Raw genomic sequence first — 15,914 nt, forward strand, 5'->3', positions numbered from 1 at the left:
GGTCGGACGACGTGGGTGCCTCACTGTTGGCTGCGCTGGTGGCAGCGATCCTGCTGGCCGCCGTGGCCCGCCACTTCGACGTATCGGCGCCGTTGGCGCTGGTGGTGGCCGGGCTCGCGGGCAGCGCCCTGCCCGGCTTCCACGACGTGTTCCTCGACCCGGATCTGGTGCTGTTCGTGATCCTGCCGCCGTTGCTGTGGTCGGCGGGCCTGGAGAGCAGCTATGTGGCGCTGCGCCGCAACTTCCGCCCGATCGGGCTGCTCGCGGTGGGGCTGCCGCTGGCTACGACGTTCGCGGTCGGGGTGGTGGCCTTCCACACGGTGCCCGAGCTGACCATCGCCGCGGCGCTGGCGCTCGGCGCGATCGTGGCGCCGCCCGACGCCGTCTCGGCCACCGCCGTCGGGCGGCGGCTCGGCCTGCCGCGCCGCACCATGACCCTGCTCGGCGGCGAGAGCCTGCTCAACGACGCGACCGCGCTGACCGCCTACAAGGTGGCGCTGGCCGCCTCGATCGGTGCGGCCACCAGCTGGGGCAGCGGGCTCGGCACGTTCGCGCTGGCCGCCGTCGGTGGCACGGTGGTCGGCGGGGCGATCGGCATGGTGGTGCACTACATCCGGTGCCGGCTCGACGACCCGCTGGTCGAGAGCGCCGTCGGGCTGGTGGCCCCGTTCTTCATCTACCTGCTCGCCGAGGAGGCCCACGGTTCCGGCGTGATCGCGGTCGTGGTGGCCGCGCTGCTGTTGGGCCAGCGCGAAACGCAGGCCGGCTATGCCACCCGGCTGCAGGATCAGGCCGTGTGGAAGGCGCTGCAGCTGGTGCTGGAGTCGTTCGCGTTCCTCCTGATCGGCCTGCAGCTGCCGAAGGTGATCAGCGAACTCGCCGGAATCTCGGCCGCGACCCTGGCGATCTCGTCGGCCGCGGTGCTGGTCACCGTGATCGCGGTGCGGATCATCTGGGTGTACGTCGCCACCTACCTGCCGCGGATGCTGTCCAGACAGGTGCGGGCACACGAACCCGAGCCCGACCGGGCCCAGATCTTCGTCGTGGCGTGGGCCGGTATGCGGGGGGTGGTGTCGCTGGCGGCCGCCTTCGGTGTCCCGTTGACCACGCTGTCCGGCGAGGCGTTCCCTGGCCGGCCACAGCTGGTGTTCCTGACGTTCGTCGTGGTGGTCGGAACCCTGTTGCTGCACGGTCTGACGCTGCCGTGGTTCATCCGGGTGCTCGGCGCCAGGGGCAACGAGGCGCACAGCGATGCGGTCGCCACGGCCGCCGCACAGGACAAGGCGGCCAGGGCGGCGGCCGAGCGCCTCGACGAACTGCTGGCCCAACAGCCCGCGGGCGTCGACGTCTCCGACCGGGCCGCCGACGTGCTGCGCGCCTGGAACACCCGGCGCCGCAACGCGGCATGGGAACGGTTGGGACGCGACGAGGAAGACATCGGCGAGAGCCCGACGTCCGCGTTCCGCCGGCTGCGGCTGGAAATGCTTGCCGCCGAACGGGAGACGTTCATCGCCGAACGCGACGCGGGCCATATCGACGACGAGGTGCTGCGCACCGTGCTGCACGGGCTCGACCTGGAAGAGGCCACCCTGAACCGGGATTAAGCGGGGCGCTGCGGGCCGGGGTTGTGAACCGAGAAACGGCATGCGGGATTCCGGTACTCAAGTGTGCGTTAAAACGGGATTAGCGTCTGCGTTTTCTCGCTATTGGAAGCTGCGTAAAAACGCTACTCTATGGGTGTGAACAGCGATTACCTGGGCACAACTACGTGCCGAGGTGAGTGTCTGTGAGTCTGAACCCATCCTCCATCGCCCACGCACCGAACAGGGCCGGCATGAGGTGGACATCATTGTCGAATACTCCGACGGGCCGGGTGCTCGGCGTTGAGGTCAAAGCCGCCGGAGGCCCGAACCTCGGTGATGCCAAGCACTTGGTTTGGCTGCGCGACAAACTCGGCGATCAATTCGTCGGGGGCGTGGTACTCCACACCGGACCTCGACTGTATCCGCTCGCCGAACACATTGTCGCTGCGCCGATCTGTGCACTGTGGTCATGATCGCGTCGACTCTCCTACCATGGCGACCGTGCAGGAGTTGAGACTGCCGACCAGGCTGGGCCGGCTGCGCGTGCGGGTCCGCGGCGACGGCGATGCGGTGCTGTTCTGGCCGAGCCTGCTCATGAACGCCGACATGTGGTCCGGCCAGGCACGGGAGTTCGCGGCCGACCACCGGGTCATCCTGGTCGACCCGCCCGGGCATGGAGCCAGTGAAAAACTCACCGCCCCATTCAGTTTCACCGACTGCGCCGACACCGTCGCCGACATCCTCGACGGCGTCGGGGTCCGGCGGGCCCACTTCGTCGGCAATTCCTGGGGCGGGATGATCGGTGGCACGTTCGCCGCGTTGTACCCGAACCGGGTGGGCCGCGCCGTGCTGATGAACTGCACCGCCTCACCGGCCGGGTGGCGCCAGCGCATCGAATACGGGGCGCTGCTGCGGGCGGCAGGCGTGCTGGGCGGGATGCGCGGCCCGCTCACCCGTTCCGCCCTCAAGGCGTTCCTCGGCCCGACGACGTTTCGTACCCGACCCGAGGTGGTCACGTTCGTGCGGGATGCGGTGCGCGGCGTCGACGTGGATTCCAGCGGATGGGCGGTGACCAGTGTGGTGCCGCGACGGCCCGATCAGCGCGGCCTGCTGTCGCGGGTGCACACTCCGGTGCTGGTCGTGGCCGGGGCCGAGGATGCGACGTTCCCGCTCGCCGAGACCAAAGAAATGGCTGAGGCCATCCCCGGCGCCCAGCTCGCGGTGCTCGACGGCGTCGCGCACCTGGCCGCGCTAGAGAATCCGGCCCTTGTCAACACGTTGATCAGGGAATTCCTGGCACGCGGGTAACGTCAGGGCATGACCGGGCAGACCACGCTCCCACCGGAGCCGCCGCTGTACATGCGGCGCAACAACTTCGACCCGTCGCCGGAGCTGAACGAGGTCCGCGAGGGCGACCGGGTCCGCAGCGTCGTCAGTTCTCTCGGCAACCTGGTATACCTGGTGACCCGACATGAGGACGTGAAGGCCGTACTGTCGGATCACGAACGGTTCGCCAACAGCAGGCCACCCGGTTTTGTCCTGCCCGGTGCCCCGCAGCTGCCCGGAGCCGACCAGGCCAGCGCGCGGGCCGGAAACCTGCTGGGTCTCGACCCACCCGAACACCAGCGGCTGCGCCGCATGCTCACCGCCGAATTCACCATCCGCCGCATGAAACGCCTCGAACCACGCATCGCCGAGATCGTCGACGCACACCTGGACGCGATGGAGTCTGCCGGCCCGCCCTCGGATCTGGTAGCTGAGTTCGCCCTGCCCATCCCGTCGCTGGTGATCTGCGAACTCCTCGGGGTGCCCTACGAGGACCGCCACGACTTCCAGCAACGGTCGGCCCGGCAGCTCGACTTCTCGGTGCCGTTCCCGGAACGGCTTGAGCTGCAACGGCAGGGCCGCGAGTACATGCGGGGCCTGGTCGGCCGGGCCCGCCGTGATCCCGGCGAGGACATCCTCGGCATGCTGGTGCGCGACCACGGCGACGAGCTCACCGATGACGAGCTGATCGGTATCGCCGCGCTACTGCTGCTCGCCGGCCACGAAACGACGTCGAACATGCTGGGGCTGGGAGTCCTCGCGTTGCTACGTCACCCCGATCAACTCGCAGCGGTGCGCGACGATCCGGACGCCGTCGCCCCGGCGATCGAGGAACTGCTGCGGTGGCTGTCCATCGTTCAGAACGCCATCCCCCGCATCACCACCACCGACGTCGAGATCGCCGGCGTCCACATCCCGGCGGGCGAGTTGGTGTTCGCGTCACTGCCCGCAGGTAACCGCGATCCCGGTTTCGTCGAGGACCCCGATGTGCTCGACATCCGGCGCGGCGCACCCGGACACCTGGCATTCGGCCACGGGGTGCACCACTGCCTCGGCGCCCCGCTGGCCCGCATGGAGATGCGCATCGCCGTCCCGGCACTGTTGCGCCGCTTCCCGGGGCTGACCCTGGCCGAACCGTTCGAGGACGTGCAATTCCGGTCCTTCAACTTCATCTACGGACTACGGTCATTGGCGGTGGGGTGGTGAATGCCATGAGGATTGAAGCCGATTCGGACGCCTGCATCGCGTCAGGCAACTGTGTGATGACCTCCGATGTGCTGTTCGACCAGGATGACGACGGTGTCGTGACGGTGCTGGTCGACGAGGTTCCCGACGAGGAAGTCGACCACGCCCGCGAGGCCGTCAAGCTGTGCCCTGCGAGTGCACTGCGATTGGTGGGCGAATAGGCGCACCTCGTCGGATGTCATGGAAGCTCGACGAAACCGTCGAAACAACCGCAGGCACCGTAGCGGCCGGTCGGGCCGGTAACGGGCCGGCGCTCGTGCTGGCCCACGGCTGGCCGTGGTCGTCGTTCTCGTGGCATCGGGTCATCCCCGACCTCACGATGCGGTTTCGCGTCCACTGGTACGACATGCCCGGATACGGGCAATCCGCCAAGCACGCGCAGCAGCGCACGTCACTCGATGTACAGGGGCAGGTGTTCGCCGAGATGCTTGCGCATTGGGACCTGCACCGCCCCGCGGTGGTCGCCCATGACATGGGCGGGGCGACGACCCTGCGGGCGCATCTGCTGCACGGCTGCGACTTCGACCGGTACGTCCTGATGAATGTCGTCGCGATGAGACCATGGGGATCGGCGTTCTTCGACCACGTCGGCCGTCATGTGGATGCGTTTCTCGGCCTTCCGCCGCATATTCACCGTGCCGTTGTGGAGGCCTACATCAAAGGTGCGATCATCGGCGACATCGACACCGGAGATTTCGACCAGCTTGTCGAACCATGGCTCTCCCCAGCAGGTTTCAGTAGTTTCTACCGACAGTTCGCGCAAGCTGACGAAAAGTACACCGCTGAGGTCGAGCGGGCATTCGGTGACATCCGGTGTCCGGTCGAGATCATCTGGGGCGAGGCGGACCCGTGGATCCCGTTGGAGCGGGGCAGGGCGCTTCATGCGCTGATCCCGCAGGCGTCGTTCGAGACCCTACCGGGGGTCGGCCACCTGGCTCAGCTGGAAGCCCCGCGCCTGGTCCTGCAGCGGCTCAACACATTTCTCGCCCGCGAGGATTAGTTGTCGCGGTCCAGGTCGAGGACACCGGCGCGGGCCAACAGCAGCACGCTCACCCCGAGCACCCAGACCGGGAACGCCAGCGCCAGCCACATGCTCAGATCACCGGCCAGCAGAAGCACCACCGCGACAACATAAGTCGCGACGACCAGCCAGCGGGGCATCAGACCCGTCTTCAGCCAGATGGTGGCCAGCGAGATCATGAACACCGCCGCCATCCGCAGCGCATAGGTCTTGGAGATCGCCAGCAGCACCATCTGCCCGAGGGCGGCCACCTCGGAGTCGATCGCCGCGCCGCTGCGTTCCAGGCCGGCCCCGACGCCGGAGGCCACAAACATCATCGCCAGGAATAACAGGCCGCTGCCGATGAACACGGTGGAGAAGAACTTGTCTTCGTATCCGCCGAGGCCGTCGCGCACCACGCCCATGAACCACAGGAACATGATCCCGGCGAACGGCATGATGGCCGCGGCGACCTTGAGATTGGTGCTGCCGTCGATGAGCCACTGCGATCCCGGCTGGGCCCCTTCCGGCAGGGCGGCCCGGATCAGGGCCAGCGCCGTACCGAACAGCAGCGCGAACAGCACTCCGGCGACCGCTGCCGCGCGCGGCGTCGACAGCCGGTGCAACCCTCGTTGGACCACCAGGACATGGTCGCACGCATTAGGCTTGGCCGGGCAGCAATCTGATCATCAGACCGTTGGCCTCGGCGAGCAGATTCTCCTCCGGATCGCGCAGCTCGGCGTTGACGAATGCTTTGCGGCCCTGCGCTTCTCGCACCCATCCTCGGGCGGTCAGGTTGGTGTCGATCGGCGTGACCTTGCGGTAGTCGACGTGCAGGAACGCGGTGCGGCTGATCGGCCGGCCCGCGGCGTGGATGACCATGCCGAACACCGAGTCGAACAGCAGCGGCAGCACGCCGCCGTGCACCGCGTAGTTGCCGCCAACATGGAATCGGCTGAACCGCACCTGCAATTCGACACCCTCGGGTTCGAACTTCGACATCGTCCACGGCGGCATCAGCAAGCTGCCCGCCCCCGGCAGCGACGGCACCCGGTTCGCCGGACCGACCCCTTCGGCGGCCTGGTACGGGTCGAGCAGCTTGACCAGTTGCTCGGCGCGGTCGGCGGCCTCGTCCCAGGTGTCGGCGTCGGGGTCGGCCGAAACCGCCAGATCCTGGGCCCGGCGCATTGCGGTCAGGAACCGCGCGAACCCCGGCCCGGGCTCGGCGGGCTCGAAAACCGGGAAGCCGCCGTGCTGTTCGAAGACCGACTCGGGCCCGTCGTCGCTCACCTGGCCGCCAGGATGTCGCGGCGCACGATGGTCTGGTCCCGGCCCGGCCCGACCCCGATGCACGAAACATGGGCGCCGGCAAGCTCTTCGAGCCGCAGAACGTAGTCGCGCGCCTTGGCGGGCAGCTCGTCGAAGGTGCGGCACGAGCTGATGTCCTCCCACCAGCCGGGCAGCTCCTCATAGATCGGCTCGGCCCGGCTGATGTCGGACTGGGTCATCGGCATATCGTCGGTGCGTTTGCCGTCCACCGTGTATCCGACGCACACCGGCACGGTCTGAAGGCTCGAGAGCACGTCGAGCTTGGTCAGGAAGTAGTCGGTGATGCCGTTGACCCGGGTGGCATAGCGCGCGATGACGGCGTCGAACCAGCCGCAGCGCCGGGCCCGGCCGGTGGTCACCCCGACCTCGCCGCCGGTCTTGGCCAGATAGGCGCCGTGCTCGTCGAACAGCTCGGTCGGGAACGGGCCGGAGCCGACGCGCGTGGTGTACGCCTTGAGGATGCCGAGCACGGTGGTGATCCGGGTCGGGCCGATGCCCGATCCCACCGCCGCGCCGCCCGCGGTGGGGTTCGACGAGGTCACGAACGGGTAGGTGCCGTGGTCGACGTCGAGCAACGTGCCCTGCGACCCCTCCAGCAGCACAGTCTCGCCGTTCTCCAGGGCCTGGTTGAGCAGCAGCCGGGCGTCGGCGATGCGGTGTTTGAAGCCCTCGGCCTGGGCGAGCAGGTTCTCCACCACCTCGGCCGGATCCAGGGCCTTGCGGTTGTAGATCTTGACCAGCACCTGGTTCTTGAACTCGCACGCGGCTTCGACCTTTTCGGCCAGCAACGTCTCGTCGAGCACGTCGGCCACCCGGATGCCGATCCGGGCGATCTTGTCCTGGTAGCACGGACCGATACCGCGGCCGGTGGTGCCGATCTTCTTGCTGCCCGCGTAGCGTTCGACCACCTTGTCGATGGCGACGTGATAGGGCATCAGCAGGTGCGCGTCCGCCGAGATCAGCAGCCCCGAGGTGTCGACTTCGCGCTCCTCGAGCCCCTTCAGTTCGGTGAGCAACACGCCGGGGTCGACCACCACACCGTTGCCGATGACGTTGGTGACCCCCGGGGTCAGGATGCCCGAGGGAATGAGGTGCAGTGCGAAGTTCTCCCCGGTCGGCAGCACGACGGTATGCCCGGCGTTGTTGCCGCCCTGGTAGCGAACTACCCACTGAACCCGCCCACCGAGCAGGTCGGTGGCTTTTCCTTTGCCCTCATCGCCCCATTGGGCGCCGATGAGCACGATTGCCGGCATGGCGTAATCTCCCGCCTATCTCCGCGCCTAGAGTGGTGCAGCCGGTAGGTCACCTTATCCCAGCCCACCCGAGGAGCACATTTTGTCCACCTCAGCTGGTGTCGCGGTGCTGGCCGCCGGCCCGGTGCCGCGGCGGCTGCGCGGGCTGCCGACGGTCGGTCTGGACCAGGTCGAGGCCCAGCGCAGGGTCATCGTCACCGGCCCGGCCGCCGACCTGGCCGAGGTGCTGACCAGGTTGCTGAGGGCCGACCGGCTCGACATCGAGGTCGCGCACGCCACCGGCGGCTGGTCGGCCCGGCGGGCCCTGCGCGGCGTGGCGCGGCGGGTTCCGCTGATCCGCGACGAGACCGGGGCCGTCATCGTGGCGGCGGCCGAATGGCACGGTACCGACGGCGAAGCGCTGCGGGGCGAGGCCGTCGTCGACGATCAGGTGCTCTTCGACGGTGAGGCGCCGGGGGTGCGCGTCGAGCCGACGCTGAACCTGCCGGGCCTGCGGGCCTGCGTGCTGTCCGAGCGCGGCCGACCGCTCGGCTGGGCCACCGGACGCGCCGCCCAGCTGGGCACTCCGCGCGCGGCGGTGACGCGCGACGGCGTCGCGGCGGCCCGGCCGGTACGCCGCTCGACGTTCTACCGGAACATCGAGGGCTGGCTGCGGGTCGGCTGAACTGCGCGACTGCCGGTAGCGTCGAATCGTGAACATCCGCCCGTTGCGCCAGTCGGTCCGGCCGAGCCCGGTCTTCCTGCTGGTCGTCGCGATCACCGTGGCCGGTGGCGTGGTGGCCTGGCTGGCCGCCGACACCGTCCGGCCGCTGTCCTATGTCGGGGTGTTCATCCTGGTCATCGCGGGCTGGCTGGTGTCGCTGTGCCTGCACGAGTTCGGCCACGCCTACACCGCGTGGCGGTTCGGCGATCACGACGTGGAGGCTCGCGGCTACCTGACGCTGAACCCGCTGAAGTACTCGCACCCGATGCTGTCGCTGGGACTTCCGGTGCTGTTCATCGCGCTGGGCGGGATCGGCTTTCCCGGCGGGGCGGTGTACGTGCGCACCTCGTGGATGACGGCGCGGCAGAAGACCCTGGTCAGCCTGGCCGGGCCGGCGGCCAACCTGGTGCTGGCCGTGGTGCTGCTGGTCACCGTCCGGGTGTTCTACGACCCGGCCCACGGGGTGTTCTGGTCAGGCCTGGCGTTCCTGGGCTTTCTGCAGGTGACCGCGCTGATCCTGAACCTGCTGCCGATTCCCGGGCTGGACGGCTACGGCGCCCTCGAACCGCATCTGAGCCCCGATACCCAGCGCGCCCTGGAACCGGTCAAACAGTGGGGTTTCTTCATCCTGTTGATCCTGCTGATCGCCCCGCAGCTCAACCGGTGGTTCTTCGGCATCGTCTACTGGTTCTTCGACCTGTCCGGGGTGTCGAGCTACCTGGTGTCGGTGGGCGGGCAGCTGACCCGGTTCTGGTCGGCCTGGTTTTAACCGTGTGACCTGCATACCGCGATTCGACGTTTGCAACATATGCGCATTTCCGCATATATTGCGGATATGGGTGCGGGCCACGATCACAGTCATCACAACGCCGATGCCCGCGTGAGCCGGATGGTGATCGCGGCGGCGATCCTGACCACGTTCTTCGTCGTCGAACTGGTGACTGCGCTGACCATCAACTCGATCGCCCTGCTGGCCGACGCGGGACATATGCTCACCGACCTGGTGGCGATGTTCATGGGGTTGGCCGCCGTGCTGTTGGCCCGCAGGGGCAGCTCGTCGCCGGCCCGCACCTACGGCTGGCACCGGGCCGAGGTGTTCACCGCGGTCGCCAACGCCGCGCTGCTGCTGGGTGTGGCGGCGTTCATCCTGTACGAGGCTTTCGAACGGCTCGGGCACGCACCCGAGATCCCCGGCGTGCCGATGATCGTCGTCGCCCTCGCCGGGCTGGTGGCCAACCTCGTCGTGGTGCTGCTGCTGCGGTCGCACTCCGAGAGCAGCCTCGCGGTCAAAGGCGCCTACATGGAGGTGCTGGCCGACACCGTGGGCAGCATCGGCGTCCTGATCGCCGGAATCGTCACGGTCACCACCAGCTGGCCCTACGCCGATGTCGTGGTGGCGGTCCTGGTGGCGCTGTGGGTGTTGCCGCGGGCCATCGCGCTGGCCCGTGCGGCGCTGCGCATCCTGTCGGAGTCATCCCCCAGCCACATCGACGTCAAGGAGCTCCTGGCCGCACTCGAAGCGGTGGACGGCGTGACCGGCGTGCACGATCTGCACGTGTGGACGCTGGTGCCCGGCAAGGACATGGTCACCGCGCACCTGACCAGCAGCTCGGATGCGGCCGGCGTGCTCGACGAGGCCAAGTCGGTGCTCACCGCACACGGCCTGGAGCACGCCACCCTGCAGGTGGAGCCGCCCGATGCCGCCGACGACTGTCGATGCCAGGCGAGTTGGTGAGCCGTCAGCCGAGGCCGAGTTCGGTGCGCGCCGACGGATCGCAGTCGTCGAGCAGGTCCAGGCAACGCTGGTATTCGTCGGTCTCCCCGATATCGTCGGCGGCCTTGGCCAGCGCCGCCACGCAGCGCAGGAACCCCTGGTTGGGTTCGTGGCGGAACGGCACCGGACCGAAGCCCTTCCAGCCGTTGCGCCGCAACTGGTCCAGCCCGCGGTGGTAGCCGGTGCGCGCGTACGCGTAGGCGGTGACGGCCTCGTCGTCGCCTAGGGCGGTCTCGGCCAGCACCGCCCATGCGATCGACGCCGACGGGTGCGCGGCGGCCACCACGGCCGCCTTCTCACCGGCCGACAGTTCGTCCTCGGCCTCGGGGTCCCCCGGAAGGAACACCGGATCCGGTCCCAACAGATCACCCATGCGTGTCATGGGCCCATTGTGCACCGCCGTGTTTCTGTCACTGCGGCCGACGGAGCACCAAGCCCGGCCCGCCACTCCCGGAATCGGCGCTGAGACAGAAGCCGTCGTCAGGGGAGATCCGACGGTCGACCGCGATGACTCCGTTGACCAGTACGAAGTCGATTCCGGATGGCGCAGCGGGCGTCTCGAAGGTGGCGCGCTCGGCGACGGTCGCCTCGTCGAAGACGACGACATCTGCCCACATGCCGGCCCGGAGGGCGCCGCGGTCGGCCAGCTTCAACAGCGAAGCAGGCACCGCGGTCATCTTCTGCAGCGCCGTTTCCAGCGGCAGCACCCGCTTGTCCCGGACATAACTGCCCAGCACCTTCGGAAAGGTGCCGTAACTGCGCGGGTGGCACGGTGCCAGCCAGGGCTGGTTGAAGCCGTCGGTGCAGACGGCCAGATACGGCAGGCCCAGATAGCGCCGGACGGCGTCGTCGCTGCTGCTCAGGTCCGTGCCCATCACGGCATCGCCGCGTTCGTCGGGCAGCATCTCGAGAATCAGCTCGGCCACCGCCTCGGGGTTGGCATCGAGGCCCCGCGCGGCCAAGATTCGCGCGAGCGATACCCCCTTCCACCGGCGCCGCTCGCTGTCGGTCCAGTCGAACACCACCACCAGCTCGCCGTCTCCACCGTGGTAGCGGGTGATCCGGTCGACGATCGCCTCCTTGATCCGTTGCCGATGCCGGAGGTCCTGCAGGTACGTCCCGACCAGGGTGGCCTTGCCTGCCGCGAGGTGCTCACCGGGGATGAAGATCGACGGATTCCACCCGAAGTACGGGTACGGATACTGGTCACCGGCCACGTCGATGCCGTCGGCCCGGGCCGCTTCGATGGCACCGATCACCGCGTCGGTCTTCCACCAGTTGCACGCTCCATCGGACTTGAGGTGCGAAAGCTGGACCCGCGCACCCGACTCGCGGCCGATGCGGATCCCCTCCTCCACCGCGGCGAGCAGTTCGTCGCCTTCGCTGCGCATGTGGCTGGCGTAGAGGCCGCCGTGCTGCGCGACGACCGCAGCGCACTCAATGAGCTCGGCGGTACGGGAAGAAAGACCGGGAATGTATTCCAGCCCGGTCGACATGCCGAATGCACCATCGGACATCGCCCGGTCGATCACAGCTTTCATGAGTTCGAGCTGTGACTCCGAAAGCTCTTGTAGTCCAGCGGGAATCGCACAGGCATCGCGGACGTACCCGTGGCCGATCAAGGTTGCGAAATTGACCGCGGGGCGCCGCAGATCCAGGCGCGCGAGCAGTTCAGCCGGCGCCATCTCCGACATACCGCAGTTGCCTGCGAGCACGGTGGTGATTCCCTGCATGAGGTAGTTCTTGAACAGCAGATGCTCAGGATCGGCGAACAGGTCGAGATCGGTGTGCGTGTGAATGTCGATGAAACCCGGACACGCGACACGCCCGCCCGCATCGATGACGTCGGTCGCGGAATCGATGAGGCCTTCAACCTCGCTGCGGCTGCCGACCTTCAGGATCGTGGCACCCCTGATCGCCAACGCCTCGGCGTATGGGTGTTGCGGGTCCATGGTGATCACCCGGGCATTGAGCACGACGAGGTCTGCGGCGCGGCGCGAATCGGGCATATGCGTTCCGTTTCAGTGTGTTTCAGCGTTGGGTCGGGGTTCGCGGTCGAATTGTTCAGCCGGCAGGCCAAGCTGCTCAGCGGTGAATCGAGCGAGCAGGCGGCGGGCCGTGTGCTCGGACATATCGGTGTAGCCCAGTGCGTTCCGCACAGCCAGGCTCTCGGAGATCGCCACGTAGCGCTCGCAGACTTCGGCCACGGGTGCCACCGGTACGAACGTCCCATCCTCGACTCCCGCGGTGAACACCGCGAGTACAGCGTCCGCCCACCGCTTCGACATGCGCACGCACTCGTCGAGGAAGGCCGGATGACGCCTCACCCGGCCCCACACCTCGAGCCACAACAGGTACTCCTCGAAGGTGCCCTGATCGCCGGGGATGCTGAGTTCGAGCAGGTGGCGGACGTGTTCGAGGGTGCTGACATTCGCGTCGAGCAGACCCTGCAGGGTGACGTGCAACTGGTCGCCCGCCCAGCGAAATGCCGCCAGCAGCGCCTCGTCCTTGCTTCTGAAGTAATAGTGGATGCTCGCGCTGGAAACTCCTGCTTCGCTTGCGATATCGGCGATCCGGGTTGCCTCGATACCGCGCTGCGCCATGATTCGGCACGCGGCGACCCGAATCCGGTCCTCGGGGCTACCCGGGTCCGGCACCCGGTCGGCACGGGTGTGCCCCTGCTGCTTCCACAGGTCGGCCAACCGGTGCAGCAACGCGGCGTCGTCGCCCCCGGACCCGACGGCCTCTTCGATGCGCCGCGTCATCCGCCAGGCCCGCCGGTAGTCGATGCCCAGCGCGCCGGCCACCCGGTTCGGCCGAACCTTGCCGGGCGAACCCAGCACGATCGCGACGGCGTCCAACCACGCGGCGAGCGGCACCGGCGAACCCGCGAACGGCGTCGCCGACGCTGGATAGACGTGGGCGCCGCAGCTGTCACATGCGTAGGCCCGCCTGCGTGAGATCCGGTGGAACGTGCGGTGGGTCGCACACCGCCGACAGAACGGGGTCTGACCGTCGGGGGCCGCGACGACGGACCAGAGCAGGGCGAGCGCGTCATCCTCCTGCCCCGCACTTGCTTCTACAGCCATACATGCACTTCCAAATTCCGGTAAATACAAGGAAATACGTCCCTTGACATGGGCTATTGCGAATGAAATTGTTTCTTACACCAAAGATATACCTTTAGAAACATCGGAGAAACTTTGATGGTGGCGCCGATTCGCGATGACCTCCGGAGCGCGCCCACGACCTGGACCAGCAGCCAGTCCCCGGCGGCCGGCTTCATCTCCGGAGTGAGTTGGGAACAGCTGCCCCGCACGGTGATCGACCGCGCCGTCATGTGCCTGACCGACACGCTCGCAGCCATGCTCGCGGGCCGCTCGTCGCGCTCTGCAGGCATCGCCGACGATCTCGCGCACGCCTGGTGGCCGGCCGGGCCGGCCACCTCGATCGTCAGCGGCAGGTCGCTGGGAGTTCCCGGTGCGGCGTTCGCCAACGCAGTCGCGGCCAACGCCGTCGACGTCGACGACTGCGGTATCTACACCTGGGGCCATCCCGGGGCCCAGGTCGTCCCGGCCGCATTGGCCCTGGCCGAGGACAAGCACCTCAGCGGACGTGAGCTGCTCACCGCGATCATCGTCGGCTACGAGATCGCCTTCCGGGCCGGTCGGTGCGTCAACCACGACCAGAGCACGGTGCATTCGGCCCAGCGCACCTACCGTGCTTGCGGGTCTTGGGGATCGGTGGCCTGTGCCGCACTCGCATGCCACGTCCTGGGCCTCGATGAGGTGACCACGCGTCACGCCCTGGGCATCGCAGAGTACGACTCCCCCGATCTGCCCATGATGCGCGCCATCGACACCCCCGGCATGGTCAAGCACGGTGTCGGCTTCGGGGCACTCACCGGGCTCCTCGCCGCGGAGCTGGCCCGACGCGGGTTCACCGGGATCGAGCCCAGCCTGGATCTGGAGGAATTCCGTTCCTACACCGAGGATTTGGGCCATGATTACTACCTGCCCCGGGGCATCACCTGGAAGCGGTTCTCCAGCTGCGCCTGGACCCACCCCGCACTGCTGGCGACCGAGAAATTGCGGTCGGTGCATCCGCTGCCGCCAGAATCCATCGATCGCATCGTGATCGAGACGTACCCCGACGCCGCACGCCTGGGCATCCGGCTGCCCGGGACGACAGAAGAAGCCCAGTTCAACCTGGCATGGCCGGTGGCGGCCCTGCTGGTGGACGGCAGCGTCGGTCCGGTGCAAATGGCCGAGTCACGGCTGAGCTCACCAGAGATCGTCGCAATGTGCCGACGGATCGAGGTGGTGGTGACCGACGAGTTGACCCGCCGCTACTACCTCTCGGAGATCAACGACCCGGACGGGAGCGACTCGGCCGCGGTCACCATCACCCTGACCGACGGCACGGTGTTGTCTTCGGGTCGGATCGATCACACCCTCTATCCCGAGCCCGGTTGGACTTGGGATGAGATGCGCGACAAATTCTCCTGGCTGGCGTCGGGCCAGTTGGAGTCCGCAGCGACACCCCGCCTGTTGGCGGCGTTGGCGGAGATCGAATTCGCCGACGACAGCACCGTATTCATGCGGGATATGGCTGAGTCCCTGAAACCGGTTGGAGCCCCCTGATGACAGCACCGAAGTGCCGCCGGTGGACGACGTTCCTGAGCATGGTGACGATCCTGCTCATGCTCAGCGGATGCGCACTGGCCTCCGACCCGCCCGCCCCCGAGGTGGGTGGCCAGACCGGTGCGGCCCCGGCCGCCGAGACCCCGGTCGCCGATCCCGCGCTGCATGACCTACTTCCTGAGCGGATCAAATCAGCCGGTGTAATCCGGGTGGCAAGCAATATCCCCTACCCGCCGTGGGAGATGTACACCAGCGACGGCGGCCGGCAGCCGACCGGCATCGATTACGACCTGTCCCAGGCACTTGCGGCCAAGCTCGGCGTACGGGCGACCTTCGACCAGACGGCGTTCGACAGCATGATTCCGGCCGTCATGGCAGGCAAGGCCGACATCGTGATGGCGGGCCTCTTCGATACCCCCACGCGCCGCGAGTCGCTGAACTTCGTCGACTACGCCGAGGACGGCTACTCCCTGCTGGTGGTCAAGGGCAATCCCGAAGGGCTGAAGGACGTTACCGATCTGTCCGGCCGAACCGTCGCGGTGCAGAGTTCCACGTCCGAGGAGGCCGCGATGCGCAAGCTCAGCGAGCGGTTCGCGAGCCAAGGCAAAGCCGGCGTCACCTCGTTGGCGTTCCCCGGCGACAGCGAGGCGTTCCTGGCGATCAAAAGCGGCAAGGCGGTCGCCCGCGTGCAGGCCAACTCAGCCGCCGCATACGCGGCCAAGACGTTCGAGGACGGGAAGACCTTCGAATTGGTCAGCGCGCCCTCGATCACCGCGGAATTCGGTGGCGGCATGGAGGGCATCGGCGTTCCCAAGGAACAGCCCGAACTGCTCACGGCGCTGCAGAGGGCACTGCAGGCGCTGATGGACGACGGGACCTATGTGAAGATCCTGACCAAGTACGGCGTGGAGAACATCGCGCTTGACAAGGCGGAGATCAATCAGGGGACCGTCCAGTGACCAATCTGGCACCCGCTGACACTGTTTCCGAAAGCGCCCGGAAACGGCCGGATCCGATCGCCGTCATACCAATTCGCCGGTACGGCCGGTGGGCGGCGG

At 67.7% G+C, this 15,914-nt stretch carries 17 protein-coding genes; 10 read left to right on the forward strand and 7 right to left on the reverse strand.

The annotated features are described in order from the left end of the window. Window positions 1–11: 11 nt before the first annotated feature. Window positions 12–1,604: a Na+/H+ antiporter gene (locus ACWDTP_RS12400; protein ID WP_450019981.1), complete on the forward strand. Its 1,593-nt coding sequence runs from the start codon at window positions 12–14 to the stop codon at window positions 1,602–1,604. 242 nt (window positions 1,605–1,846) lie between these two features. Here ACWDTP_RS12400 and ACWDTP_RS12405 read toward each other — a convergent pair whose 3' ends face one another. Further along, entirely contained in the window at window positions 1,847–1,987 is a 141-nt protein-coding gene (locus ACWDTP_RS12405; RefSeq protein ID WP_450019983.1) for a hypothetical protein, read from the reverse strand. Between the two features lie 88 nt (window positions 1,988–2,075). On the opposite strand from ACWDTP_RS12405, the gene ACWDTP_RS12410 reads away from it, so the two are divergent. From ACWDTP_RS12410 to ACWDTP_RS12425, 4 genes are read left to right on the forward strand one after another with little or no spacing between them, the layout of a single operon-like run. Next, complete coding sequence (locus tag ACWDTP_RS12410; protein WP_450019985.1) at window positions 2,076–2,891, forward strand: alpha/beta fold hydrolase; 816 nt, start codon at window positions 2,076–2,078, stop codon at window positions 2,889–2,891. Between the two features lie 9 nt (window positions 2,892–2,900). Then, the gene (locus tag ACWDTP_RS12415) at window positions 2,901–4,115 is read left to right on the forward strand and encodes a cytochrome P450 (RefSeq protein WP_450019987.1); all 1,215 of its coding nucleotides are present in this window, start codon (window positions 2,901–2,903) and stop codon (window positions 4,113–4,115) included. Between the two features lie 5 nt (window positions 4,116–4,120). Further along, complete coding sequence (locus ACWDTP_RS12420) at window positions 4,121–4,315, forward strand: ferredoxin (RefSeq protein WP_450019989.1); 195 nt, start codon at window positions 4,121–4,123, stop codon at window positions 4,313–4,315. A 14-nt stretch (window positions 4,316–4,329) separates the two neighbouring features. Further along, window positions 4,330–5,154 carry an alpha/beta fold hydrolase gene (locus tag ACWDTP_RS12425; RefSeq protein ID WP_450019991.1) on the forward strand — a complete coding sequence of 275 codons (825 nt, stop codon included), beginning with the start codon at window positions 4,330–4,332 and terminating at the stop codon, window positions 5,152–5,154. Here ACWDTP_RS12425 and ACWDTP_RS12430 read toward each other — a convergent pair. Genes ACWDTP_RS12430 through ACWDTP_RS12440 form a run of 3 tightly spaced genes read right to left on the reverse strand, consistent with a single transcriptional unit; the run spans window position 5,151 to window position 7,736 of the window. Continuing rightward, window positions 5,151–5,795: a hypothetical protein gene (locus ACWDTP_RS12430; protein ID WP_450019993.1), complete on the reverse strand. Its 645-nt coding sequence runs from the start codon at window positions 5,793–5,795 to the stop codon at window positions 5,151–5,153. The genes ACWDTP_RS12425 and ACWDTP_RS12430 overlap by 4 nt on opposite strands. A gap of 19 nt (window positions 5,796–5,814) precedes the next feature. Beyond that, window positions 5,815–6,444: a PaaI family thioesterase gene (locus ACWDTP_RS12435; RefSeq protein ID WP_450019995.1), complete on the reverse strand. Its 630-nt coding sequence runs from the start codon at window positions 6,442–6,444 to the stop codon at window positions 5,815–5,817. Then, window positions 6,441–7,736, reverse strand: coding sequence for an adenylosuccinate synthase (locus ACWDTP_RS12440; protein ID WP_450019997.1), 1,296 nt, complete (start codon window positions 7,734–7,736; stop codon window positions 6,441–6,443). The genes ACWDTP_RS12435 and ACWDTP_RS12440 overlap by 4 nt, the downstream gene beginning before the upstream one ends. Window positions 7,737–7,815: 79 nt before the next feature. Between ACWDTP_RS12440 and ACWDTP_RS12445 the strand changes: the two genes are divergently transcribed. The 3 genes from ACWDTP_RS12445 (at window position 7,816) to ACWDTP_RS12455 (ending at window position 10,174) form a co-directional block, all read left to right on the forward strand. After that, complete coding sequence (locus tag ACWDTP_RS12445) at window positions 7,816–8,400, forward strand: hypothetical protein (protein WP_450020044.1); 585 nt, start codon at window positions 7,816–7,818, stop codon at window positions 8,398–8,400. A gap of 28 nt (window positions 8,401–8,428) precedes the next feature. Next, the gene (locus ACWDTP_RS12450) at window positions 8,429–9,208 is read left to right on the forward strand and encodes a site-2 protease family protein (protein WP_450019999.1); all 780 of its coding nucleotides are present in this window, start codon (window positions 8,429–8,431) and stop codon (window positions 9,206–9,208) included. Window positions 9,209–9,274: 66 nt separating this feature from the next. Continuing rightward, window positions 9,275–10,174: a cation diffusion facilitator family transporter gene (locus ACWDTP_RS12455; RefSeq protein WP_450020000.1), complete on the forward strand. Its 900-nt coding sequence runs from the start codon at window positions 9,275–9,277 to the stop codon at window positions 10,172–10,174. A gap of 4 nt (window positions 10,175–10,178) precedes the next feature. On the opposite strand, the gene ACWDTP_RS12460 is transcribed toward ACWDTP_RS12455, so the two are convergent. Genes ACWDTP_RS12460 through ACWDTP_RS12470 form a run of 3 tightly spaced genes read right to left on the reverse strand, consistent with a single transcriptional unit; the run spans window position 10,179 to window position 13,302 of the window. Beyond that, a complete protein-coding gene (locus ACWDTP_RS12460; protein WP_450020002.1) occupies window positions 10,179–10,595 on the reverse strand; it encodes a DUF3151 domain-containing protein in 417 nt (138 codons plus the stop codon). Window positions 10,596–10,623: 28 nt separating this feature from the next. Continuing rightward, window positions 10,624–12,222, reverse strand: a complete 1,599-nt coding sequence (locus ACWDTP_RS12465; RefSeq protein WP_450020004.1) for an N-acyl-D-amino-acid deacylase family protein — start codon at window positions 12,220–12,222, stop codon at window positions 10,624–10,626. A gap of 12 nt (window positions 12,223–12,234) precedes the next feature. Then, a complete protein-coding gene (locus ACWDTP_RS12470) occupies window positions 12,235–13,302 on the reverse strand; it encodes a TetR family transcriptional regulator (RefSeq protein ID WP_450020006.1) in 1,068 nt (355 codons plus the stop codon). Window positions 13,303–13,419: 117 nt separating this feature from the next. On the opposite strand from ACWDTP_RS12470, the gene ACWDTP_RS12475 reads away from it, so the two are divergent. Further along, on the forward strand, window positions 13,420–14,856 hold the full coding sequence (locus ACWDTP_RS12475) for an MmgE/PrpD family protein (protein ID WP_450020008.1): 1,437 nt from the start codon (window positions 13,420–13,422) through the stop codon (window positions 14,854–14,856). Further along, complete coding sequence (locus tag ACWDTP_RS12480; protein ID WP_450020010.1) at window positions 14,856–15,815, forward strand: ABC transporter substrate-binding protein; 960 nt, start codon at window positions 14,856–14,858, stop codon at window positions 15,813–15,815. The genes ACWDTP_RS12475 and ACWDTP_RS12480 overlap by 1 nt, the downstream gene beginning before the upstream one ends. Window positions 15,816–15,914 lie beyond the last annotated feature (99 nt).

The organism is Mycobacterium sp. NPDC003449 (assembly GCF_053588415.1).